Origin of the sequence: Pseudoalteromonas sp. LC2018020214, from assembly GCF_016598755.1 — a bacterium.
Classification (GTDB): Bacteria; Pseudomonadota; Gammaproteobacteria; order Enterobacterales; family Alteromonadaceae; genus Pseudoalteromonas; species Pseudoalteromonas distincta.
Genome location: NZ_CP066804.1, coordinates 274,004 through 298,167 on the forward strand (window position 1 = coordinate 274,004; position 24,164 = coordinate 298,167).

The window sequence follows — 24,164 nt, forward strand, 5'->3', positions numbered from 1 at the left end:
TTGACAGGTTAAACTTTGCTCATTAAAATTCCGCCACCCATTTACTTGTGTGCTTAATGCAGGCTCGTAAATAAAGGGCGGATTTTTTTATTTTTTTCAGTAGTAATTTTAATTTCAGGAGCTATTTAAATGGCAACTATTAACCAGCTAGTGCGTAAGCCACGCCGTAGCAAGGTTACGAAAAGTAACTCAGCTGCACTAAAAGCGTGTCCGCAAAAGCGCGGTGTATGTACTCGCGTATATACAACTACACCTAAGAAACCAAACTCGGCGTTACGTAAAGTAGCACGTGTACGTTTAACTAACGGTTTCGAAGTAACTTCATACATTGGCGGTGAAGGTCATAACCTTCAAGAGCATAGTGTAATCCTAATCCGTGGTGGTCGTGTTAAAGATTTACCAGGTGTGCGTTTTCACACTGTTCGTGGTGCACTTGACTGTGCAGGCGTTAGCGATCGTCGTCAAGCTCGTTCTAAATACGGTGCAAAACGCCCTAAAGGGTAATTGTATTCCGTTAGTAAGGCCAAGCACTAAATATTTATAATTATTGTTTTGGGTGATTGACTCGAAAGAGCAAACCTGAATAAACCGGAGATACAAAATGCCTAGAAGACGCGTAATCGGTCAACGTAAAATTCTTCCAGATCCTAAGTTCGGATCGGAACTTCTTGCTAAATTCGTTAACATCGTGATGTTAGACGGCAAGAAATCTACTGCTGAAAAAATTGTTTATGGTGCGCTAGACGTGGCTGCTGAGAAATCAGGCAAGTCGCACCTAGAAATCTTTGAAACTGCACTTGATAACATCCGTCCACAGGTAGAGGTTAAATCTCGCCGTGTTGGTGGTTCAACTTATCAAGTACCAGTTGAAGTACGTCCAGTTCGTCGTAACGCATTAGGTATGCGTTGGTTAGTAGACGCTGCACGTAAGCGTGGCGAAAAATCTATGGGCTTACGTTTAGCTCAAGAAATCGTTGACGCTTCTGATAATAAAGGCACTGCGGTTAAGAAACGTGAAGACGTTCACCGTATGGCTGAAGCGAATAAAGCATTCGCTCATTACCGTTGGTAATCTGTCTTTAACCTTTAAGAGGATCATATGGCACGTACAACTCCACTTGAGCGCTATCGTAATATAGGTATTGTTGCTCACGTAGATGCAGGCAAAACCACCACAACAGAACGTGTTCTGTTCTACACAGGTCTTTCTCATAAGATCGGTGAAGTACATGATGGCGCTGCAACTATGGATTGGATGGAGCAGGAACAAGAGCGTGGTATCACAATCACTTCTGCTGCAACAACGTGTTTTTGGAAAGGGATGGACGCTCAATTTGACGCCCATCGTATCAATATTATTGATACTCCAGGACACGTAGATTTCACTATCGAAGTTGAGCGTTCTTTACGCGTACTAGATGGTGCGGTAGTTGTTCTTTGTGCTTCATCTGGTGTACAGCCGCAAACTGAGACAGTTTGGCGTCAAGCGAACAAATACGAAGTTCCGAGAATGATCTTCGTAAATAAAATGGATCGCACGGGCGCAGACTTCTTAGCAGTGGTCAGCCAGGTGAAATCTCGTCTTGGAGCAACGCCTGTTCCAATTCAGTTGCCTGTAGGCGCTGAGGACGACTTTAAAGGTGTTATTGACCTTATAAAAATGAAAGTGATTAACTGGAACGAAGCGGACCAGGGTATGACTTTCTCTTATGAGGCAATACCGGCAGAACTTCTGGAATTAGCTGAAGAATGGCGCGCTCATTTAGTTGAAAGCGCTGCTGAAGCAACAGAAGAACTAATGGATAAATACTTAGAAGGTGAAGAGTTAAGTGAAGCAGAAATTAAAAATGCTTTACGCCAACGAACATTAGCAAATGAGATTGTTCCAGTTACTTGTGGTAGCGCATTTAAAAACAAAGGCGTTCAAGCTGTGCTTGATGGCGTTGTTGAATATATGCCGTCACCAGAGCAAGTGAAACAAATCCAAGGTATCTTAGAAAATGGTACTGAGGAAGAACGTCCAGCTAATGATAAAGCGCCGTTTGCTGCACTCGCATTTAAGATTGCAACAGACCCGTTCGTTGGAACCTTGACCTTTTTCCGTGTTTACTCTGGTACTGTTAAACAGGGTGACACGGTATATAATCCAGTAAAAAGTAAGCGTGAGCGACTTGGCCGTATCGTACAGATGCATTCAAACTCTCGTGAAGAGATCAAAGAAGTTTTCGCAGGCGACATCGCGGCAGCTATTGGTCTTAAAGACGTAACAACAGGTGAAACACTGTGTGATCCGAATTCTATTATTACGCTTGAGCGTATGGAATTCCCAGAACCAGTAATCTCTATTGCGGTTGAGCCCCGCACTATAGCTGACCAAGATAAGATGGGTATCGCACTAGGTAAACTAGCTGCTGAAGATCCTTCTTTTCGCGTACAAACTGACGAAGAATCAGGCCAGGTTATAATCTCTGGCATGGGTGAACTTCACCTAGATATCATCGTCGACCGTATGAAACGTGAATTCAGTGTTGAATGTAACGTTGGTAAGCCGCAGGTCTCATACCGAGAAGCTATTCGTTCAACTGTTAAGGTTGAAGGGAAGTTTATACGTCAGTCAGGTGGTCGTGGCCAATATGGACACGTTTGGATTAAACTTGAACCGATGGATATTACGGATGATGAGTCACCAATTTACGAGTTCGTTAACGAAACCGTAGGTGGTTCAGTTCCTAAAGAATTCGTTCCTGCGGTAGACAAAGGTATCCAAGAGCAAATGTCTCAAGGTGTACTGGCAGGCTACCCATTACTTGGCGTTAAAGCGACTTTATATGATGGTTCATTCCATGATGTAGATTCGAATGAAATGGCATTTAAAATAGCAGGTTCACTGGCAATGAAAAACGGGGCGCTTGAAGCTAACCCTGTACTTTTAGAGCCAGTAATGAAGGTTGAAGTACTCACTCCTGATTCAAATATGGGTGATGTAGTTGGCGACTTAAACCGTCGCCGCGGCATAATCGAAGGCATGGAAGATGCATTAGGTGGACTTAAGCAAATTAATGCGCAAGTTCCTCTTTCTGAAATGTTTGGTTATGCAACTGCTTTACGATCTGCAACACAGGGCCGTGCCTCATACTCTATGGAGTTTGTGAAGTACGCTGAAGCCTCTAAAAATGTCGCAGATACAATAATTTCAGCTCGCGCTGTTATATAATTTTAGCTTGTCTGGCTCAATAGTGAGTCAGGCTTTAATTTCTTTATTAGGAATTTTTTAAGATGGCAAAAGAAAAGTTTGAACGCGTAAAACCGCACGTAAACGTTGGTACAATCGGCCACGTTGACCACGGTAAAACTACACTAACTGCAGCAATCACTAACGTACTTGCAAAAGTATACGGCGGTGTTGCTAAAGATTTCGCATCAATCGATAACGCTCCAGAAGAGCGCGAACGTGGTATCACTATTTCAACGTCTCACGTTGAATACGATACACCTACACGTCACTACGCACACGTAGATTGTCCTGGTCACGCCGATTATGTTAAAAACATGATCACTGGTGCTGCTCAAATGGACGGCGCGATCTTAGTAGTTGCTGCGACAGATGGCCCTATGCCACAAACGCGTGAGCACATCCTTCTTTCTCGTCAGGTTGGCGTTCCTTACATCATCGTATTCATGAACAAATGTGACATGGTTGATGACGAAGAGCTACTTGAACTAGTAGAAATGGAAGTTCGTGAACTTCTTTCTGAATACGATTTCCCAGGTGATGACTTACCTCTAATCGCTGGTTCTGCGCTTAAAGCGTTAGAAGGCGAGAAAGAGTGGGAAGATAAGATTGTTGAGCTTGCAAATGCACTTGATTCTTACATCCCAGAGCCAGAGCGTGACATCGATAAGCCATTCATCATGCCTATCGAAGACGTTTTCTCAATCCAAGGCCGTGGTACTGTTGTAACTGGTCGTGTTGAAGCTGGTATCATCCGCATCAATGACGAAGTAGAAATTGTTGGTATCAATGATACAACTCGTTCTACTTGTACTGGTGTTGAAATGTTCCGTAAGCTTCTTGACGAAGGTCGTGCTGGCGAAAACATCGGCGCACTTCTACGTGGTACTAAGCGTGAAGACGTTGAACGTGGTCAAGTACTAGCTAAGCCTGGTTCAATCAACCCACATACTACATTCACTTCAGAAGTATACGTACTTTCTAAAGATGAAGGTGGTCGTCATACTCCATTCTTCAAAGGTTACCGTCCACAGTTCTACTTCCGTACAACTGACGTAACTGGTGACGTACAGTTACCAGATGGCGTAGAAATGGTAATGCCTGGTGATAACATCAAGATGACAGTAACTCTAATCGCACCAATCGCGATGGATGAAGGTCTTCGTTTTGCTATCCGTGAAGGTGGTCGTACTGTAGGTGCTGGTGTTGTAGCAACTATCGTAGCGTAATTATTAGCCTAGCTAATTATTACCAAAAAGCCCGAGCTTAGTCTCGGGCTTTTTAATGTCTAAAATAAAGTACGATTTAAGATGCCGCTTTAACCTTAGGTGAAGATACTTGGTAACAATACTCAAAGTATCATTAGTGGTATTACTAAAAACCCGAGCTAAGCTCGGGTTTTGATAAGTTATGAATGTGTCATACTTAGCTGAAAACTATTCAATATTTTGGATCTGCTCACGCATTTGTTCAATTAGTACTTTTAGCTCTACGGCTGCAGTAGTGATGTCACTATTGATAGACTTAGACGCTAGCGTGTTAGCTTCACGATTAAATTCTTGCATCATAAAATCTAAGCGGCGGCCACATGCGCCTCCTTTTTTAAGGATTTTTTTAGTTTCTTTAACGTGAGACTTTAAGCGATCTAATTCTTCAGCCACATCTTGTTTTTGCGCAAGGTAAATTAGTTCTTGTTCAAGGCGTGACTCGTCAATGTTTGCTGTTAAGTCTTCTAGCTTTTGAGCAAGTTTTTCACGCTGCCATTTAGCAATCTCAGGCATATGCGTTTCTACAATTTCTACTTGCTTTAGAATTGCATCAAGGCGTATTGCTATCATTTCTTCAAGGTTTGCACCTTCATCGCCACGTGCAGATTTAAAATCTTCGATTACTTGATCAAGACCAGCTATTAATGCTGTATTAACGCTATCCATATCAAGCTCTTCTGCTTCCATAACGCCAGGCCAACGTAATATATCAACAGGGTTAATATCACCATTACTTTGTTGTTGAACCCATTTAGCGCTATTTATTAGTTGTTCAGCAAGGGCTTGGTTAATTGATAGCTCGCCAACGTGGGCTGGATTTGCCACAAACTTTAAAAAGACCTCAACTTTACCGCGTTGTAAGTGTTTGCGTAAACGCTCACGAATAACTGGCTCCATGCCACGAAATTGCTCTGGTGCGCGTATAAATGTTTCAAGGTAACGCTGGTTTACTGAGCGAACTTCCCAAGTGCCAGTACCCCAATCGCCTTTTATTTCGCGACGCGCATAAGCTGTCATACTGTGGATCATGGATATTTTCCTAAATTTATAAATACAATATTATTATGATTATACCGTAACACTGCTTAAGCTCTAGGGAAAATTTAATACACTGAATATTTTGCATACAGCTATTTATTTAAATCAACATGGTATCTATACCCACATACACTTATAATGTCGCAAATTCTGAATTAAGGGGATCGTCAATGCGTCCAAGCGAAAGAACACCTAACCAAATTAGACCTGTTACATTTACACGTAATTATACTTTGCATGCTGAAGGCTCAGTACTTGTTGAGTTTGGTAACACCAAAGTACTTTGTACAGCTACTGTTGAATCGGGCGTTCCTCGTTTCATGAAAGGTCAGGGTAAAGGTTGGATCAATGCTGAATACGGTATGTTACCGCGAGCAACGCATACGCGTAATGCTCGAGAAGCTGCACGTGGTAAGCAGGGCGGTCGTACTATGGAAATTCAACGCTTAATTGCACGTGCACTTCGTGCGGCTGTTGACTTAAAAGCACTTGGCGAAAACACAATTACCATTGACTGTGACGTTATTCAAGCTGATGGCGGTACACGTACAGCTTCTATAAGTGGTGCATGTGTTGCACTTGTTGATGCACTAACACATATGCGTGCAAAAGGTATGATTAATTCAAACCCACTTAAACATATGATTGCAGCTATTTCAGTTGGTATTTACAAAGGCCAAGCAATTAGCGATTTAGAATACATTGAAGATTCAGCAGCAGAGACTGATATGAACGTAATTTTAACCGAAACAGGTAAAATTATTGAAATTCAAGGTACAGCTGAAGGCGAACCTTTTTCGTTTGATGAGCTAGATGAGTTACTTACTTTAGCTAAACATTCTATTCGCGAAATTATTGACGTACAAAAGCAAGCATTAGCATAAATAGGTAGGCCACAAGATATGAAAGATTATCAAAAAGAGTTTATAGAATTTGCTCTAGAGAAGCAGGTGTTAAAATTTGGTGAGTTTACATTAAAGTCTGGACGCACAAGTCCTTACTTTTTTAATGCTGGCCTTTTTAATACAGGACGTGATTTAGCACGTTTGGGGCGTTTTTATGCATCAGCCCTTGAAGACGCTGCAATAGAATACGACGTTTTATTTGGCCCAGCTTATAAAGGTATTCCTATTGCAACCACTACCGCAGTAGCGCTGGCAGATCACCATGATAAAGATGTACCTTATTGCTTTAATCGTAAAGAGAAAAAAGCACACGGTGAAGGCGGTACATTAGTAGGCTCAGAACTCAATGGCAAAATTATGCTAGTTGACGATGTAATTACTGCAGGTACTGCTATTCGTGAGTCGATGGAAATCATTGCACAAAATGGTGCTGACCTTAGTGGTGTTTTAATTGCGTTAGATCGCCAAGAAAAGGGTAAAGCTGAATTATCAGCTATTCAAGAAGTTGAGCGTGACTTTAATACCAAAGTGATTTCAATTGTAAAATTAGCTGATCTTATCAGTTACCTTGAAAGCCAAGGCACAATGGATGAGCATTTAGCCTCAGTTAAAGCTTACCGTGATCAATACGGCGTAGCATAAATAAAAAGCCTCGCAGTGCGGGGCTTTATTTTGACCTTCATTCATAGAGTTTATTAATGAAAGATGTATTAAAACCAAATGGCTTAGGCCTCAAGCGTGTTTTCAAAGCAACCTATTGCTCTTACCTCGGCTTTAAAGCAGCATTTAAAGAAGAAGCAGCATTTAGGCAAGAGCTACTATTAAGCCTTATATTATTCCCTATTTCATTTTGGCTTGCTTCATCACTATTACACTGGGCAATACTAATTAGCTCACTGCTTATTATATTAATAGTTGAATTACTAAACTCCGCCATTGAAGCATTAACAGATCGAGTAAGTACAGAGTTACATGTATTGTCAGGTAGGGCCAAAGATATGGGATCTGCAGCCGTAACACTTTCATTAACGATCGTATTGATCATCTGGGGTGTAAGCCTCTATATGAAGATCGTTTAACTCTACTTCTAATATAAAATAGGTTTAAACCCCCTTAGTTGTTAATAATTTGATGGTTATGTTGTGTTTTTAACGCGTTTAGCTCAAATACTCAGCGAACAGCACATTATTTCAAGTTTTCTTCAAAAAAGGGTTGATCTGTTTTCGGATCTCCCTATAATGCGACCCCACTGAGACGGGAAACAGCAACGCATAGCGAGGCACGAACAACTCAGGGTGTTAAGTAAAACTTAGAGTGAATCTTTTTAGAAAGTTTAAATTTAAGTATTGACAAAAAAATAGGAAAGCGTAATATGCGCAGCCCCTAGCGAGATAAAGTTCAACTTTATAATCGCAACGTTCTTTAACAATATAAAGCAATCATCTGTGTGGGCACTCGTACAGATTGAGTTCTAACAGCCAAACTACTTAGGTAGCGAGGCAAACAAATTAGAGTCTCAATTGAAAACTGAGTGACCAACAGAATAGTTATTTCGGTAATTATTCGGCACAGTCAATTCAATATCGAAAGATATTAAAAAATTCAGAATTCATTGAGCTGTCGAAAGACATAAAACTTTTTAATTGAAGAGTTTGATCATGGCTCAGATTGAACGCTGGCGGCAGGCCTAACACATGCAAGTCGAGCGGTAACAGAAAGTAGCTTGCTACTTTGCTGACGAGCGGCGGACGGGTGAGTAATGCTTGGGAACATGCCTTGAGGTGGGGGACAACAGTTGGAAACGACTGCTAATACCGCATAATGTCTACGGACCAAAGGGGGCTTCGGCTCTCGCCTTTAGATTGGCCCAAGTGGGATTAGCTAGTTGGTGAGGTAATGGCTCACCAAGGCGACGATCCCTAGCTGGTTTGAGAGGATGATCAGCCACACTGGGACTGAGACACGGCCCAGACTCCTACGGGAGGCAGCAGTGGGGAATATTGCACAATGGGCGCAAGCCTGATGCAGCCATGCCGCGTGTGTGAAGAAGGCCTTCGGGTTGTAAAGCACTTTCAGTCAGGAGGAAAGGTTAGTAGTTAATACCTGCTAGCTGTGACGTTACTGACAGAAGAAGCACCGGCTAACTCCGTGCCAGCAGCCGCGGTAATACGGAGGGTGCGAGCGTTAATCGGAATTACTGGGCGTAAAGCGTACGCAGGCGGTTTGTTAAGCGAGATGTGAAAGCCCCGGGCTCAACCTGGGAACTGCATTTCGAACTGGCAAACTAGAGTGTGATAGAGGGTGGTAGAATTTCAGGTGTAGCGGTGAAATGCGTAGAGATCTGAAGGAATACCGATGGCGAAGGCAGCCACCTGGGTCAACACTGACGCTCATGTACGAAAGCGTGGGGAGCAAACGGGATTAGATACCCCGGTAGTCCACGCCGTAAACGATGTCTACTAGAAGCTCGGAGCCTCGGTTCTGTTTTTCAAAGCTAACGCATTAAGTAGACCGCCTGGGGAGTACGGCCGCAAGGTTAAAACTCAAATGAATTGACGGGGGCCCGCACAAGCGGTGGAGCATGTGGTTTAATTCGATGCAACGCGAAGAACCTTACCTACACTTGACATACAGAGAACTTACCAGAGATGGTTTGGTACCTTCGGGAACTCTGATACAGGTGCTGCATGGCTGTCGTCAGCTCGTGTTGTGAGATGTTGGGTTAAGTCCCGCAACGAGCGCAACCCCTATCCTTAGTTGCTAGCAGGTAATGCTGAGAACTCTAAGGAGACTGCCGGTGATAAACCGGAGGAAGGTGGGGACGACGTCAAGTCATCATGGCCCTTACGTGTAGGGCTACACACGTGCTACAATGGCGCATACAGAGTGCTGCGAACTCGCGAGAGTAAGCGAATCACTTAAAGTGCGTCGTAGTCCGGATTGGAGTCTGCAACTCGACTCCATGAAGTCGGAATCGCTAGTAATCGCGTATCAGAATGACGCGGTGAATACGTTCCCGGGCCTTGTACACACCGCCCGTCACACCATGGGAGTGGGTTGCTCCAGAAGTAGATAGTCTAACCTTCGGGAGGACGTTTACCACGGAGTGATTCATGACTGGGGTGAAGTCGTAACAAGGTAGCCCTAGGGGAACCTGGGGCTGGATCACCTCCTTATACGATTTAGAACTTATTTGTTCGTAGTGTCCACACAGATGATTGTTAATTAGTGCTTGTTCTTCGGAATAACTAATTAATATGCTCTTTAAAAATTTGGAAAAGCTGATAATAAAATTCTGATGAATACATTGTATTTATCAAGAGTTTTCAAAAGTAAAAAAAGAATGGTAGCAGTACCATTCAGTGCCATTTAATTAACGTTTTACGTTGATTGATTGGTATCTACTTTAGTATTCAATATTAACTTCTGGCGAAGTTAAACTGTCACAAAACAAAGACCCGTTTGGGTTGTATGGTTAAGTGACTAAGCGTACACGGTGGATGCCTTGGCAGTTGGAGGCGATGAAGGACGTATTAACTTGCGATAAGCCTAGTCAAGCTAGTAAAAAGCGCTTGAGACTAGGATTTCCGAATGGGGAAACCCACCTGCTTGCAGGTATCGTTAACTGAATACATAGGTTAACGAGGCGAACGCGGAGAACTGAAACATCTAAGTACCCGTAGGAAAAGAAATCAACCGAGATTCCGAAAGTAGCGGCGAGCGAAATCGGAACAGCCCTTAAGCTTATTATGTGTTAATGGAAGGCTCTGGAAAGTGCCACGATACAGGGTGATAGTCCCGTACATGAAAAGACATTTTAAGTGAAATCGAGTAGGTCGGAGCACGTGAAACTTTGACTGAATATAGGTGGACCATCATCTAAGGCTAAATACTCCCAACTGACCGATAGTGAACCAGTACCGTGAGGGAAAGGCGAAAAGAACCCCTGTGAGGGGAGTGAAATAGAACCTGAAACCGTGTACGTACAAGCAGTAGGAGCCCACTTGTTGGGTGACTGCGTACCTTTTGTATAATGGGTCAGCGACTTATATTTTGTAGCGAGGTTAACCGAATAGGGTAGCCGTAGGGAAACCGAGTCTTAACTGGGCGACTAGTTGCAAGGTATAGACCCGAAACCCGGTGATCTAGCCATGGGCAGGTTGAAGGTTGAGTAACATCAACTGGAGGACCGAACCCACTAACGTTGAAAAGTTAGGGGATGACCTGTGGCTAGGAGTGAAAGGCTAATCAAACCGGGAGATAGCTGGTTCTCCCCGAAATCTATTTAGGTAGAGCCTCGGACGAATACTTACGGGGGTAGAGCACTGTTAAGGCTAGGGGGTCATCCCGACTTACCAACCCTTTGCAAACTCCGAATACCGTAAAGTAATATCCGGGAGACACACGGCGGGTGCTAACGTCCGTCGTGAAGAGGGAAACAACCCAGACCGCCAGCTAAGGTCCCAAAGTCATAGTTAAGTGGGAAACGATGTGGAAAGGCCCAGACAGCCAGGAGGTTGGCTTAGAAGCAGCCATCCTTTAAAGAAAGCGTAATAGCTCACTGGTCGAGTCGGTCTGCGCGGAAGATGTAACGGGGCTAAACTATGCACCGAAGCTGCGGATTCATCTTAGGATGAGTGGTAGGGGAGCGTTCTGTAAGCGGTTGAAGGTGTACCGGGAGGTATGCTGGACGTATCAGAAGTGCGAATGCTGACATGAGTAACGATAATGGGAGTGAAAAACTCCCACGCCGGAAGACCAAGGGTTCCTATCCCATGTTAATCAGGGTAGGGTAAGTCGACCCCTAAGGCGAGGCCGAAAGGCGTAGTCGATGGGAAACAGATTAATATTTCTGTACTCGATATAATTGCGATGGGGGGACGGAGCAGGCTAAACAAGCATGGCGTTGGTAGTCCATGTGAAAGTGAGTAGGTTGGCGACTTAGGTAAATCCGGGTTGCTATTAAGACTGAGACACGAGACGAGTCACTACGGTGATGAAGTTGTTGATGCCATACTTCCAGGAAAAGCCTCTAAGCTTCAGATTATATGGAATCGTACCCCAAACCGACACAGGTGGTCAGGTAGAGAATACTAAGGCGCTTGAGAGAACTCGGGTGAAGGAACTAGGCAAAATCGTACCGTAACTTCGGGAGAAGGTACGCTCCTATCTGTGATGAGACTTGCTCTCTAAGCGGACGGGAGCCGCAGTGACCAGGTGGCTGGGACTGTTTATTAAAAACACAGCACTGTGCAAAATCGCAAGATGACGTATACGGTGTGACACCTGCCCGGTGCCGGAAGGTTAATTGATGGGGTTATCCTTAGGGAGAAGCTCTTGATCGAAGCCCCGGTAAACGGCGGCCGTAACTATAACGGTCCTAAGGTAGCGAAATTCCTTGTCGGGTAAGTTCCGACCTGCACGAATGGTGTAACCATGGCCACGCTGTCTCCACCCGAGACTCAGTGAAATTGAAATCGCAGTGAAGATGCTGTGTACCCGCGGCTAGACGGAAAGACCCCGTGAACCTTTACTACAGCTTGGCACTGAACATTGAACCTACATGTGTAGGATAGGTGGGAGACTTTGAAGCAGCGACGCTAGTTGTTGTGGAGTCAACCTTGAAATACCACCCTTGTAGTTTTGATGTTCTAACGTTGGCCCCTGAATCGGGGTTACGGACAGTGCCTGGTGGGTAGTTTGACTGGGGCGGTCTCCTCCTAAAGAGTAACGGAGGAGCACGAAGGTTGGCTAAGTACGGTCGGACATCGTACGGTTAGTGTAATGGTAGAAGCCAGCTTAACTGCGAGACAGACACGTCGAGCAGGTACGAAAGTAGGTCATAGTGATCCGGTGGTTCTGAATGGAAGGGCCATCGCTCAACGGATAAAAGGTACTCCGGGGATAACAGGCTGATACCGCCCAAGAGTTCATATCGACGGCGGTGTTTGGCACCTCGATGTCGGCTCATCACATCCTGGGGCTGAAGTCGGTCCCAAGGGTATGGCTGTTCGCCATTTAAAGTGGTACGCGAGCTGGGTTTAGAACGTCGTGAGACAGTTCGGTCCCTATCTGCCGTGGGCGTTTGAGAATTGAGAGGGGTTGCTCCTAGTACGAGAGGACCGGAGTGAACGAACCGCTGGTGTTCGGGTTGTCATGCCAATGGCATTGCCCGGTAGCTACGTTCGGAACTGATAAGCGCTGAAAGCATCTAAGCGCGAAGCAGGCCTCGAGATGAGTTCTCACTAGACTTTTAAAGTCTCTGAAGGGCCGTTGAAGACTACAACGTTGATAGGCAAGATGTGGAAGTGGTGTGAGCCATTAAGCTAACTTGTACTAATTACCCGTGAGGCTTAACCATACAACGCCAAACGCGTTTTATGTGATAGTGAAACAAGCGAAGAAGTTAATATAACTAAAGTAGACATTACTTAGAAAGACTTAAAAAATATTATCAGATATTTTCCAAATTCAGTTAGTGCGTAGAAATACGAATTAACGCCCAAATTTGCTTGGTGACAATAGCGTTTTGGACCCACCTGACTCCATGCCGAACTCAGTAGTGAAACGAAACAGCGCCGATGATAGTGTAGCATTTGCTATGTGAAAGTAGGACATTACCAGGCTTCAAATTGTAGAGAGCCCGACTAGAAACAGTCGGGCTTTTTTACGTCTGCAGAAAAGTAAAATACGCGTAATTAATACACACTCACAGCAACACCCATCACGTAGGTCGGGCGAGCGTAGCGACTCCCGACGTCAAAAGCATAAAAAACCTCCGCTCGACAATGAGTGGTAGCATTTGTACTATGGGTAAATAATACCAATTGGTTTAACATCTGACCTAATATAAAAGCGTTAATTATCTGGTCTTGTGATAAGTATTGAACATGAACTTTAAGCCCTTATATACGCTTTGGGTAGGTTACTGAAGAGAATAAAAGTAGTTAGGCAGAGGTTGATACAGAGGTTTACGCATAGAACTTAAATCTAAGGGGCATGAGGTTTTTAAATAATAGTGTTCATGGAGTGCCTATCTAAACTTGCAGTATTAACTACCCTTCATTAATTGTTTTATAGCCAGATAGGCGTTTAGGGGCTGCTTTAATTTCATATGTACTGAGCGTTATTAATTTTTAATCCTAAGATTAACGAAGGCCATATACTTTATATTAAAAACTATCGACAAGACTTACTGAAAAGCAATTCATGTACTCCTTCAGCTAAAGTTTATTTTGTATTCTCTTGGTTCTAACTAACCACCTATATACGCCGATAATGAACAATGCAGCAGATCCGAAGCCACTTAACACCCAAATGACTTTTAAAATGTTACCGCCAATGCTGCCGTCATGTAGAGGGTGTATCCAGTTTTTTATTTTACTAGCCGTACTTTGCTTATCTATATTAAACACGCTCTCTAACTTTCCTGTAAGTGCATTAACCTCTATATAGCTATGTGGAAAGCGATACGAAGGATCGTTTACAGTTTGAAATCTTAATCTGTAAATAGCATTTAAGTTTGATGGTGTTTCAATCCAAGCTAAACGCGCATTCGGTAATGCTTTTTCAGCTATTAATACCGCTTGTGATAAAGAAATATCGGTTTGTTTGCTCGGTTGAATTTGTGTTTTTGGTGGGGAGTTTATATCGCTAACTAGAGCGGTTAATATAGGATCTGTTTGTTTTGGAATAGCGAGCATAACACCTGTAACAGTTAAAGCTAGTAGCGGTATGCAGAAGGTTAAACCAATTAGTTTATGCCAGTCGTATAGCAAACCTATTTTAGAGCTACGAGATTTAAATTTTAGTGCCTTTACCCACTGCCCAGGCTTTGGAAACCAAGCAAAGAACCCAGAGATAAGAAGAACTATTGAGGCTATGCCTATATAGCCAACGACGAGAGTGCCCGTTGCTCCTGTTAGTAATGAAAAATGTAAGTTGTACATCCAAGTTACTAAGTATTTTCCCCAATAGTTTTTACGTATTACTTTATCACTACTGCTAGATAGCCATACCATTAAGGGGGCAAAGCCTTGTTCTTTTGTTTCTGTTGGATTGTAGTATCGCGCGGGAATTACTGAGTTTATACCTGTGTTTTCTAATCGCCATGGCCCTTGCTTTGAAGGGAAATTGGCTCTTAGCGTATTATATGCTTGATCCCAATTAGGCGTTTTTATGTTTGTAGTAGCGTCATTTGCTGGATTTAGCAGTAAGTCTATTTGCGGATAGTAAACTAATATAGAGCCAGAAAGAGTGATAATAGTAAGTAAAACACCTACTGATAGGCCTAAGTATAAATGTAACCGCCTGAATGTTTTTCGCCATGAAAGCTTTAGTGTCATTAATTAAATAGCCGTAATGAGTAATGCAGGTTTATTGGGCATTAAGGAATGATTAATTACGCGGTATATTATATGGTTTTTGATATGAGTTGTGCGGCATTTTGTCGCACTTATTCAATTAGGTATTTAGAAAGTAAAACGCCAGCCCTTGGCTGGCGTCAAAATACAAGCTTGAAGCTTATTTAAGCTTTTGGCCCTGCATTTTTTATATCGTCTGATACGTCATACTTAGCAAAGTTTTCAGTGAAGTCAGCGGCAAGTTTTGCTGCATATTCATTGTACTTAGCTTTATCTTCCCACGTATTTATAGGATTAAGTAAGTTAGTATCTACACCTGGAACTGCTACCGGTACATCTAGGTTTAAAACATCAATGTGCTGAGTTTCAACACCGGCTAATTTACCAGATACGATTGCATCAACTACTGCGCGAGTAGTCGGAATATCAAAGCGCTTACCTGTGCCGTAAGGACCGCCAGTCCAACCTGTATTCACAAGGTATACTTTAGCGCCAAACTCGCGTACACGCTTCATAAGAAGCTCAGCGTAAACACCAGCAGGACGTGGGAAGAATGGCGCACCAAAGCAGGTTGAAAACGTTGATTCAATATCGCTAGTAGAGCCAATCTCAGTTGAGCCAACTTTAGCTGTGTATCCACTTAAAAAGTGAAAAGCAGCAGCTTCTTCGCTAAGAACAGATACCGGTGGTAATACACCGCTTACATCACAAGTTAAAAATACAACAGCTTTTGGTTCGCCTGCGCGATTTTCAACTTTACGTTTTTCAACATGTTCAAGTGGATATGCTGCACGGCTATTTTGAGTAAGGCTAGTATCGTTAAAATCTGGAACGCCTTTTTCATCTAGCACTACATTCTCTAAAATAGTACCAAAGCGAATTGCATTCCAAATTACAGGTTCGTTCTTTTGTGACAGGTCGATACATTTAGCATAGCAACCGCCTTCAATATTAAACACGCTTCCAGGTGCCCAACCGTGTTCGTCATCACCAATTAAAAAGCGAGTAGGATCTGCTGAAAGAGTTGTTTTGCCCGTACCAGATAAACCGAAGAATAATGCTGTATCGCCTGCTTCACCAACGTTAGCAGAACAGTGCATTGGTAATACACCTTTTGCTGGTAGTAGGAAGTTTTGTACAGAGAACATCGATTTTTTCATTTCACCGGCGTAGCGCATACCTGCTAGTAATACTTTACGCTGTGCAAAGTTAATAATAACGGTGCCATCGCTATTTGTGCCATCACGTTCCGGCTCACATACAAACGAAGGAACGTTCATTACTTGCCATTGTGGTAAGTTTGAGGCGTTATAGTTTTGTGGTTCGATAAACATGTTTTTGGCAAAAATATGGTGCCACGCTGTTTCTGTAGTTACGACTACAGGTAGATAATGCTCAGGGTCAGCGCCAACTTCTAGGTGAGAGGTGAAGTGGTCATTACTTTGAACATGTGCTTCTACGCGAGCCCATAATGCGTCAAATTTTTCTGCATCAAATGGGCGGTTAACGTTGCCCCATTGAATGTCATCTTGAGTTGTCGCTTCTTGAACAATAAAACGATCTTTTGGTGAACGGCCAGTTCGTTTTCCTGTAATTGCAACAAAAGCACCATTTGCGGCTAAAGTACCTTCGCCACGGCGGATCGCATGCTCGACAAGTTCAGCTGCGGTTAAATCGACAAAACGTGTAGCGCCTGTAGTCATGTTTATACCTAACTATAATGTGTGAGAGTTTGAACGGGATAGCTCTGGGGTTATCAGTGCCCTTAAGCTGAAATTATAGTAACAGAAGGTTTTGAGATATTCGAGCCCGTAAAGCCTCTAAAAACACATATATTTGCTAAAAAACATGAATAATTTCAATGATACCGGTGTCAGTAAATTAACAAAATTCATGACACCGGTATCATCTTTTTATAATATAAAACCGCATATTTTGCGGCTTTAATTACTATATATAAATGAAGCTGAACATTTAGTTGAAAATGCTTTTTATGTCTTGTTCGTTAAAAACATACTCTTTTAAACAGTAATGACAGTTAATGTTAACAGTCCCTTTCTCAGCTACATCTTTGAGTAGCTCTTCTTGTCCAATATTAACAAGCGCAGTAATTGTTTTATCACGACTACAACCACATTTGAATTTAATAGCTTGAGGTTCAAATACGCGAGGATTATCTTCGTGATAAAGACGTGTAAGAACAGTGTTCGCATCTAAGTGTAACAACTCTTCATTTTTAATCGTGTTACTTAAAGCTTCTAGGTGTGCAAAGTCTTCAATTGATTTTTGTTTATCAACTGGAAGCACTTGTAGAAATAGACCACATGCTTTTGCGCTACCTTCAGTAGTGTCAGTTGCAAACCAAAGACGTGTTTTTAGCTGCTCAGATTGCTCAAAGTAACTTTCGATACATTCACTAAGAGTATCATGCTCTAGCGGCACTATACCCTGGTAGCGTTCACCTTTTTCAGGGGTAATAGTGATTACCATATAGCCTTGGCCAATAAGCTCTTTTACAGTTGTGCCCGTAATTTCGCTTTGCAGGCGTGCAATACCACGCATATTTTGTTTGTCATCACCATTTATAACAGCATATTTAACTGGGCCATCACCTTGAAGCTGTACAGCAATTTCACCTTCAAACTTTAAGGTAGCAGTAAGTAAACAGGTTGCAACGAGTAACTCACCAAGTAATGCTTTAACAGGGTCTGGGTAATTATGGTCGGCAATCATTTCATTATAAGCACTCTCGATTTGTACGAGTTCGCCACGAACATCTAGTTCGTTGAATAAATAACGGTGAAGTAAATCTTGTTGCATGAGCGGCTATACCTAACTTGATTTCATTTTTAAAAGTTCGCGTCTTTGCTTTTTATCCGGTTTTTTATCCGGATGGGGGGCAAAAAAGCTGTTATTTTTGCGTGCGATGCTGTTCTCTTCGCGTTTAGCAATACTGGCATCAGATTCTTGATACATGGTCTGTGCAATGGGGGCGCTTTGGCGTTTTTCAAGCACTGAGAGTATGGTTATCAGCTTTTCATCTACTCCTTGTGCAAGTTTTATGTTTGCGCCAACTTCTACTATTTTACTCGCTTTTGTACGTTGTCCATTATAATGCACTTTGCCGCCTTGTACCATTTCACGTGCAATAGCACGAGTTTTATAAAATCGCGCAGCCCACAACCATTTATCTAATCGAACTTTTAACCCATCCGCATGGTCTGAGTTGGTATTAGCGTTACTTTTTTTACTCATAAGGCATTTCCCCGCGTTTTATAGCTTAAAATTTATCATGAAATCATCGTAGGATGAAGGTATTACAACAGCCGTTTACTTTTTATACGGTTATGTAAAGTTAATTGAATCTGTTTACAAAGTTTAATATTAGTGTGCTTGTTGAAAGAAAAATGAAAGGGTACTATGGGTACGCGCTAACGCAGTAAATTAAAATAAGAACACTATTTATGGAACAGCAAATCCAACAACTAAAACAATTTTTAACTCGTTTACCGCATGCTAAGTTAAGTGCATTAGTGACACTCTTAGTTGTTGTTTATCTTGCATTTTTATTATCAAAACTAGTTTGGCTTTTGTGGCCAAAACCACCGATAACTCTGCTTACCCCTAGCCATCATGCTAATCAGTCATCTGGTGCGAGTAATAACTCTGCGCAGCATATTGTTGAGCAATTCTTATTTGGTAAAAAAACTGTAACAAACAACAATAATACTGCAAAGCAATCGCAGGTTATAAACAATGCGCCAGAAACACGCCTAAGTATAAATTTAACCGGTATTGTAGCGGTTAATAACGATGATAAAGCAGGTATCGCAATTATTGAATCACAAGGTAAGCAAGTAAGCTATCTTGTTGAAGAAGTTGTATTAGGCACGCGCGCTGAAGTAGCACAAATATTACCAGATCGTGTTATTTTGAATGTTAATGGGCGTTTTGAGACATTGATGCTTGATGGGCTCGATTTTAATAAAACGGTATCTATGCCAGTACTCGCTGCCCGTGATGATGCTGAAATGGGTCCGCAAAAAGTAGAGCCAAGTGAACTACAAATAGATGCTACTGCAGATCCAGACGTTAAAGAAGCAATTATAGAAACACGTGAAGAACTGCTCGAAGAGCCAGGCAAATTATTTGACTATATACGTGTTTCACAAGCCATGAATGATGGCGAACTAATCGGATATCGTTTAAGTCCAGGTAAAGAGCCTGAACTGTTTAAACAAATGGGATTAAAAAATAACGATTTGGCTATTTCTATAAATGGCTATCAATTAACAGATTTAAAACAGGCTATGTCAGCTATCAACGAGCTGCGTAATAGTACAGATGCCAATATCACTATAGAACGTGATGGTGAACAAATCGATGTGCAATTTAGTCTGCAATAATTTAGCTTTGGAGTTTTAATATAATGGTTCAGGTGCTACACCTCAAAAAAATTAAAAAAGGGTTAGCTAAGTACGCAGCACTTTTTTTGGCGGCAAGTATTTCTTTGTCTGTTTCTGCTGTTGAATATGCTGCTAACTTTAAAGGAACTGATATCAACGAGTTTATTAATATTGTTGGTAAAAACCTTAATAAAACAGTGATTATTGACCCTAACGTGCGCGGCAAAGTAAATGTTCGCAGCTATGAGTTAATGGACGAAGCACTTTATTATCAGTTCTTCTTAAATGTATTGGAAGTTTATGGCTACTCAGCTGTTGAAATGGACAATGGCATAATTAAGATAGAAAAAAGTTCAGACGCCAAAAAATCAAATGTACCACTTATTGACGAAGGTAGTGAAGCTAGCGGCGACATGATGATTACACGTGTTGTACGTGTTAAAAATGTAAGTGTACAAGAGCTTGGCCCTTTGGTTCGCCAATTTAGCGATCAAAAAGATGGTGGCCACGTTGCCAACTTTAATGCGGCTAACGTTATGATGCTAACGGGTCATGCAGCATCGGTTAATCGCTTAGTTGAGATCATTCGTTCTGTTGATCAGGCGGGTGACAAGCGTGTAGACATCGTTAAGCTTAAATATGCGACGGCAGATGATGTTGTCTCTGTGGTAGATAATATTTATAAAGACAGCGGTAAAGGCAGCGTACCTGAATTCTTAATTCCAAAAGTTGTGGCTGATGGCCGAACTAATAGCGTTATTGTAAGTGGTGAAGGCCAAGCACGTACACGTGCTATTGAGCTCATTAAGCGCTTAGATGGTGAGCTAGAAAGCCAAGGTAACACCAAGGTGTTTTACTTAAATTATGCTAAAGCTGAAGATTTGGTCAAAGTATTGCAAGGTGTTAGTAAGTCACTTGTTGAAGATGCACAAGGCGGTACTACTAAAACTCGTAGCAGAAGCAATAATGAAAGCAGTATAGAGTCTCACCCTGACTCAAACTCATTAATTATTACCGCACAGCCAGACACAATGCGATCACTTGAATCTGTAATTGAACGCCTTGATATTCGCCGTGCCCAAGTACTAGTTGAAGCCATTATTATTGAAGTAATGGAAGGCGACGGGGTTAACTTAGGCCTGCAGTGGATTTCTGAGCAGGGCGGTATGCTGCAGTTTAACAACGGCACTACGGTTCCCGTGGGTTCATTAGCTGTTGCTGCAGAGCAAGCACAAGATACAACCGTAACTAAAACTATCATTGGTACAGAAACTGGAACCGTTACTAGTTATGACGAAACGACTGAGGGTGACTATGATGCGCTTGCTTCATTGCTAAGTGGCATTAATGGTTTAGCGCTGGGCGTTGTTAAAAATGATTGGGGCGCAATTATTCAGGCTGTTGCCACTGATACAAATTCAAATATATTGGCTACCCCTTCTATTACTACAATGGATAACGAAGAAGCCTCTATTTTAGTCGGTCAAGAAGTGCCTATTATTACAGGCTCACAAACGGGCAGTAATAATGCTAACCCATTTCAAACAGTTGAGCGTCAAGAAGTCGGTATTAAACTGATAGTTACGCCACAGATTAACGATGGCTCTGCAGTACAACTTACTATTGAGCAAGAAGTATCGAGTGTAAGTGGTGCAACTGCTGTTGATATTTCAGTTAATAAACGTGCAATTAAAACAACGGTTATGGCCGATGATGGCGGTATGGTTGTACTTGGCGGTTTAATTGACGAAGACGTACAAGAAAGTGTTTCTAAGGTACCGTTATTAGGCGATATCCCTATTTTAGGTCAGCTGTTTAGATCAACAAATACAACGCGCCGTAAGCGTAATCTTATTGTATTTATTCGCCCAACCATTATTCGTGATGGTGTAAGCATGAATAAGTTAAGCTTTAATAAATATAACTTTATTCGTGGTGAGCAGTTTAAACAAAAAGAAGATGGTATTGAGTTAATGCCAATGACTGATACGCCTATTTTACCTGAGTGGAATGACGAACTAGTACTTCCACCTACGTATGAAGAGTCTCTACGTAAACAAAATGCACAAGAGCGTAAAGATGACTAATGCGATTCAAGAGATAAACCAAGATGTGGTTCATCCTCAAACGCATAATCAGGATGAGCTATTAACGAGTGATGTGTTAGTTGAGTTACCAGCAAAGCGTTTGCCATTTTCCTATGCAAGACGCGCAGGTGTGTTACTGGGTAAAAACAAAGATCATCGTATAGTTTACTACCGTGGTGAGCTAGATGTGGAGGTACTATTAGAAGTACGCCGTATCGCAGGCCATGGTTTTACACTTGAGCAATTGGATGATGATAAATTTGAGCTATTGCTTGAAGCGTCATACCAACGTGATAGCTCTGAAACGCAACAAATGATGGAGGATATTGGCAACGAGGTTGATTTATTCTCACTTGCTGATGAGCTCCCGCAAACTGAAGATTTACTTGCTGGTGACGATGATGCACCAATCATCAAGCTTATTAACGCCATGCTAAGTGAAGCGATTAAAGAAGGGGCTTCTGATATTCATATCGAAACCTTCGAGCAAGAGCTTGTTATTCGCTTTAGGGTCGATGGCGTGCTTAAAGAAGTACTTAAGCCTAATCGTAAACTTGCATCGTTACTTGTATCTCGAATTAAAGTAATGGCTAAGCTTGATATAGCTGAAAAACGTATTCCACAAGATGGTCGTATTAGCTTACGTATTGCAGGGCGTGCAGTTGATGTGCGTGTATCTACAATGCCATCGAGCTTTGGTGAGCGCGTAGTACTGCGTTTACTTGACAAAAATAACGCGCGATTAAACCTTGAAGACTTAGGTATGACTGCAGAAAATCGCGCATTGTTTTCAGATTTAATTAGTAAACCCCACGGCATTATTTTGGTAACAGGGCCAACGGGCTCTGGTAAAAGTACCACTTTATACGCTGGTATGAGCCAAATTAACTCACGCGATCGTAATATTCTTACCGTTGAAGATCCGATAGAGTACGAAATTCCAGGCATTGGGCAAACACAAGTTAATGCAAAAGTTGATATGACATTTGCACGTGGTTTACGTGCAATATTACGTCAAGATCCTGATGTAGTAATGGTGGGTGAAATACGCGACCTTGAAACTGCGCAAATTGGTGTTCAAGCGTCACTTACCGGTCACCTTGTTATGTCTACTTTGCATACAAATACCGCATCGGGTGCAATTACACGTATGGAAGATATGGGTGTTGAACCCTTTTTACTTTCATCGTCGTTACTCGGTGTATTGTCGCAACGCTTAGTACGTACGTTATGTAATACCTGTAAAGAAGGTCACACGGCTGATGAGCATGAATGCCAGCTGTTAGGAGTTCCTTTTGAAAGCCAACCGACAATCTATCGAGCGGTGGGGTGTGAGGAGTGTAACTTTAATGGTTACCGTGGTCGTACAGGTATTCATGAGTTACTTGTAGTTGATGAAACCATACGCGAAATGATTCACAACGGTAAAGGCGAGCAAAGCGTAGAAAAATACATTCGTAAGCGCAGCCCAAGTATTCGTCAAGATGGGTGTAGCCGTGTACTGGCAGGCAAAACAACACTTGAAGAAGTATTGCGTGTTACCCGTGAGGAAGGTTAACTATGGCGGCGTTTGAATATCGTGCCTTAGATGGCCGAGGTAAAGAAAAAAAAGGCATTTTAGAAGCCGATACAGCTAAACAAATCCGCCAAACTTTACGTGATCAAAAACTAACGCCGCTTGAAGTTGTTCCTGCGGCGCAAAGTGATAAACAGGTCAAAGGCGAAAAGGCCCCTTTACTCGGTGGCTTTTTTAAGCCGACAATTTCAACTTCAGACTTAGCATTAATTACAAGGCAATTAGCAACACTTATTCAATCGGCACTCCCTGTTGAAGGCGCTGTTATGGCGGTTGCTGAGCAATGCGAAAAGCCGCGTTTAAAGCGGATGCTTATGTCGGTACGCTCAAAAGTAGTTGAAGGTTACACCCTTGCCGATGGTCTTAGTGAGTTTCCTCATGTTTTTGACGATTTATATCGTGCAATGGTAGCCGCAGGCGAAAAGTCGGGTCACCTTGACCAAGTTCTTAATCGTTTAGCCGACTATACCGAGCAGCGCCAACATATGCGTAGCCAAATAACTCAGGCTATGGTTTACCCTATTATATTAGTGGTATTTGCAATTGGTATTGTGTCGGTATTACTGGGCACCGTAGTACCAAAAATATTAAAAACGTTTGAAAAAACAAAACAAGTACTTCCTTGGACAACCGAATGGGTTATGGCAGGCAGCCATTTTGTGCAAAATTATTGGTTTATTAGTTTAATAGCTATTACAGCTATAGCCATTGGAATTAAGCATGCACTTAAGCAGCCTAAAATACGTTTTTGGTGGGATGACCGAGTGCTACATATGCCAGGTATAGGTAAAGTGGCTCGTGGTATTAACACCGCACGTTTTGCGCGTACTTTAAGTATTTTATCGTCAAGCTCGGTACCATTACTTGAAGGAATGCGTATCTCGGGTGGCGTATTAATTAACGAAAAAATTAAAAAAGCGGTTGCAGATGCATCCGATAGAGTGAGTGAGGGTGCAAGCTTAAGAGCTGCACTTCAGCAAACTAAGTTGTTTCCACCAATGATGCTGCATATGATAGCAAGTGGTGAAAAATCAGGTGAACTAGAGCAAATGTTAGAGCGTGCTGCAAATAACCAAGATCGCGAATTTGAGAGCATGGTTAATGTATCGCTTAAACTACTAGAGCCTGCGATGATCGCCTCAATGGCGGTTATTGTATTATTTATAGTAATGGCAATATTGCAGCCAATAATGGCGATGAATAAAGCTGTTGGACTTTAAGTTAGAATAAATTTTTAAATATATTAATGGTTTTACCTAAACCATTTTTACTTAAATGTTTTTAGAATA

16 protein-coding genes and 3 rRNA genes are annotated in these 24,164 nt (G+C 42.2%); 14 read left to right on the plus strand and 5 right to left on the minus strand.

All coding sequences use genetic code 11. The features are described from left to right. The first annotated feature begins 129 nt into the window (after positions 1 to 129). The 4 genes from rpsL to tuf all read left to right on the plus strand — a co-directional run bounded on the left by rpsL (position 130) and on the right by tuf (position 4,461). Entirely contained in the window at positions 130 to 504 is a 375-nt protein-coding gene (gene rpsL, locus JG479_RS01255) for a 30S ribosomal protein S12 (protein WP_002958885.1), read from the plus strand. Positions 505 to 601: 97 nt separating this feature from the next. Continuing rightward, entirely contained in the window at positions 602 to 1,072 is a 471-nt protein-coding gene (gene rpsG, locus JG479_RS01260) for a 30S ribosomal protein S7 (protein ID WP_010555004.1), read from the plus strand. Between the two features lie 27 nt (positions 1,073 to 1,099). Beyond that, entirely contained in the window at positions 1,100 to 3,214 is a 2,115-nt protein-coding gene (fusA, locus tag JG479_RS01265) for an elongation factor G (RefSeq protein WP_002958887.1), read from the plus strand. A 62-nt stretch (positions 3,215 to 3,276) separates the two neighbouring features. Beyond that, positions 3,277 to 4,461, plus strand: a complete 1,185-nt coding sequence (gene tuf, locus JG479_RS01270) for an elongation factor Tu (protein WP_002958888.1) — start codon at positions 3,277 to 3,279, stop codon at positions 4,459 to 4,461. 207 nt (positions 4,462 to 4,668) lie between these two features. Here the strand turns inward: tuf and JG479_RS01275 are convergent, their stop codons facing one another. Further along, the gene (locus JG479_RS01275; RefSeq protein WP_200219769.1) at positions 4,669 to 5,529 is read right to left on the minus strand and encodes a YicC/YloC family endoribonuclease; all 861 of its coding nucleotides are present in this window, start codon (positions 5,527 to 5,529) and stop codon (positions 4,669 to 4,671) included. Positions 5,530 to 5,708: 179 nt separating this feature from the next. On the opposite strand from JG479_RS01275, the gene rph reads away from it, so the two are divergent. From rph to rrf, 6 genes are all read left to right on the plus strand, one after another. Continuing rightward, a complete protein-coding gene (gene rph, locus JG479_RS01280; RefSeq protein WP_002958890.1) occupies positions 5,709 to 6,422 on the plus strand; it encodes a ribonuclease PH in 714 nt (237 codons plus the stop codon). Between the two features lie 18 nt (positions 6,423 to 6,440). Then, on the plus strand, positions 6,441 to 7,085 hold the full coding sequence (gene pyrE / locus JG479_RS01285; protein WP_200219770.1) for an orotate phosphoribosyltransferase: 645 nt from the start codon (positions 6,441 to 6,443) through the stop codon (positions 7,083 to 7,085). A gap of 56 nt (positions 7,086 to 7,141) precedes the next feature. Beyond that, positions 7,142 to 7,522, plus strand: a complete 381-nt coding sequence (locus JG479_RS01290) for a diacylglycerol kinase (protein WP_002958892.1) — start codon at positions 7,142 to 7,144, stop codon at positions 7,520 to 7,522. Between the two features lie 561 nt (positions 7,523 to 8,083). After that, positions 8,084 to 9,619, plus strand: a 16S ribosomal RNA gene (locus JG479_RS01295). A gap of 297 nt (positions 9,620 to 9,916) precedes the next feature. Continuing rightward, positions 9,917 to 12,804, plus strand: a 23S ribosomal RNA gene (locus JG479_RS01300). Between the two features lie 150 nt (positions 12,805 to 12,954). Then, positions 12,955 to 13,069, plus strand: a 5S ribosomal RNA gene (gene rrf, locus JG479_RS01305). Together the 16S, 23S and 5S rRNA genes form the textbook arrangement of a ribosomal RNA operon. Positions 13,070 to 13,666: 597 nt before the next feature. Here rrf and JG479_RS01310 read toward each other — a convergent pair. The 4 genes from JG479_RS01310 to hslR form a co-directional block, all read right to left on the minus strand. Beyond that, the gene (locus JG479_RS01310; protein WP_200219771.1) at positions 13,667 to 14,788 is read right to left on the minus strand and encodes a PepSY-associated TM helix domain-containing protein; all 1,122 of its coding nucleotides are present in this window, start codon (positions 14,786 to 14,788) and stop codon (positions 13,667 to 13,669) included. 182 nt (positions 14,789 to 14,970) lie between these two features. Continuing rightward, positions 14,971 to 16,509 (minus strand): phosphoenolpyruvate carboxykinase, encoded by a 1,539-nt coding sequence (locus JG479_RS01315; RefSeq protein WP_039488561.1) that lies wholly within the window; start codon positions 16,507 to 16,509, stop codon positions 14,971 to 14,973. Positions 16,510 to 16,780: 271 nt separating this feature from the next. Continuing rightward, positions 16,781 to 17,626, minus strand: coding sequence for an Hsp33 family molecular chaperone HslO (gene hslO, locus JG479_RS01320; RefSeq protein ID WP_002962025.1), 846 nt, complete (start codon positions 17,624 to 17,626; stop codon positions 16,781 to 16,783). Positions 17,627 to 17,638: 12 nt separating this feature from the next. Continuing rightward, positions 17,639 to 18,061, minus strand: a complete 423-nt coding sequence (gene hslR, locus JG479_RS01325; RefSeq protein WP_002962027.1) for a ribosome-associated heat shock protein Hsp15 — start codon at positions 18,059 to 18,061, stop codon at positions 17,639 to 17,641. Positions 18,062 to 18,270: 209 nt separating this feature from the next. Here hslR and gspC point away from each other — a divergent pair, with 209 nt between their 5' ends. The 4 genes from gspC to gspF are packed head-to-tail and all read left to right on the plus strand — an operon-like array spanning position 18,271 to position 24,095. Next, complete coding sequence (gene gspC, locus JG479_RS01330; RefSeq protein ID WP_197099179.1) at positions 18,271 to 19,212, plus strand: type II secretion system protein GspC; 942 nt, start codon at positions 18,271 to 18,273, stop codon at positions 19,210 to 19,212. A 23-nt stretch (positions 19,213 to 19,235) separates the two neighbouring features. Beyond that, the gene (gene gspD, locus JG479_RS01335) at positions 19,236 to 21,299 is read left to right on the plus strand and encodes a type II secretion system secretin GspD (RefSeq protein WP_200219772.1); all 2,064 of its coding nucleotides are present in this window, start codon (positions 19,236 to 19,238) and stop codon (positions 21,297 to 21,299) included. After that, positions 21,292 to 22,857: a type II secretion system ATPase GspE gene (gene gspE, locus JG479_RS01340; RefSeq protein ID WP_002962032.1), complete on the plus strand. Its 1,566-nt coding sequence runs from the start codon at positions 21,292 to 21,294 to the stop codon at positions 22,855 to 22,857. Before gspD ends, gspE begins: the two co-directional genes overlap by 8 nt. 2 nt (positions 22,858 to 22,859) lie before the next feature. Continuing rightward, positions 22,860 to 24,095: a type II secretion system inner membrane protein GspF gene (gene gspF / locus JG479_RS01345; protein WP_002962033.1), complete on the plus strand. Its 1,236-nt coding sequence runs from the start codon at positions 22,860 to 22,862 to the stop codon at positions 24,093 to 24,095. The last annotated feature ends 69 nt before the right edge of the window (positions 24,096 to 24,164 follow it).

Excerpts from the sequence above, each read along its gene's own strand:
- pyrE (WP_200219770.1), top strand. The coding sequence starts at position 6,441 with ATGAAAGATTATCAAAAAGAGTTTATAGAATTTGCTCTAGAGAAGCAG.
- JG479_RS01310 (WP_200219771.1), bottom strand. The coding sequence starts at position 14,788 with ATGACACTAAAGCTTTCATGGCGAAAAACATTCAGGCGGTTACATTTA.
- fusA (WP_002958887.1), top strand. The coding sequence starts at position 1,100 with ATGGCACGTACAACTCCACTTGAGCGCTATCGTAATATAGGTATTGTT.
- gspF (WP_002962033.1), top strand. The coding sequence starts at position 22,860 with ATGGCGGCGTTTGAATATCGTGCCTTAGATGGCCGAGGTAAAGAAAAA.
- JG479_RS01290 (WP_002958892.1), top strand. The coding sequence starts at position 7,142 with ATGAAAGATGTATTAAAACCAAATGGCTTAGGCCTCAAGCGTGTTTTC.
- JG479_RS01275 (WP_200219769.1), bottom strand. The coding sequence starts at position 5,529 with ATGATCCACAGTATGACAGCTTATGCGCGTCGCGAAATAAAAGGCGAT.
- hslO (WP_002962025.1), bottom strand. The coding sequence starts at position 17,626 with ATGCAACAAGATTTACTTCACCGTTATTTATTCAACGAACTAGATGTT.
- gspD (WP_200219772.1), top strand. The coding sequence starts at position 19,236 with ATGGTTCAGGTGCTACACCTCAAAAAAATTAAAAAAGGGTTAGCTAAG.
- rpsL (WP_002958885.1), top strand. The coding sequence starts at position 130 with ATGGCAACTATTAACCAGCTAGTGCGTAAGCCACGCCGTAGCAAGGTT.
- gspC (WP_197099179.1), top strand. The coding sequence starts at position 18,271 with ATGGAACAGCAAATCCAACAACTAAAACAATTTTTAACTCGTTTACCG.
- tuf (WP_002958888.1), top strand. The coding sequence starts at position 3,277 with ATGGCAAAAGAAAAGTTTGAACGCGTAAAACCGCACGTAAACGTTGGT.
- rpsG (WP_010555004.1), top strand. The coding sequence starts at position 602 with ATGCCTAGAAGACGCGTAATCGGTCAACGTAAAATTCTTCCAGATCCT.
- hslR (WP_002962027.1), bottom strand. The coding sequence starts at position 18,061 with ATGAGTAAAAAAAGTAACGCTAATACCAACTCAGACCATGCGGATGGG.
- JG479_RS01315 (WP_039488561.1), bottom strand. The coding sequence starts at position 16,509 with ATGACTACAGGCGCTACACGTTTTGTCGATTTAACCGCAGCTGAACTT.
- rph (WP_002958890.1), top strand. The coding sequence starts at position 5,709 with ATGCGTCCAAGCGAAAGAACACCTAACCAAATTAGACCTGTTACATTT.
- gspE (WP_002962032.1), top strand. The coding sequence starts at position 21,292 with ATGACTAATGCGATTCAAGAGATAAACCAAGATGTGGTTCATCCTCAA.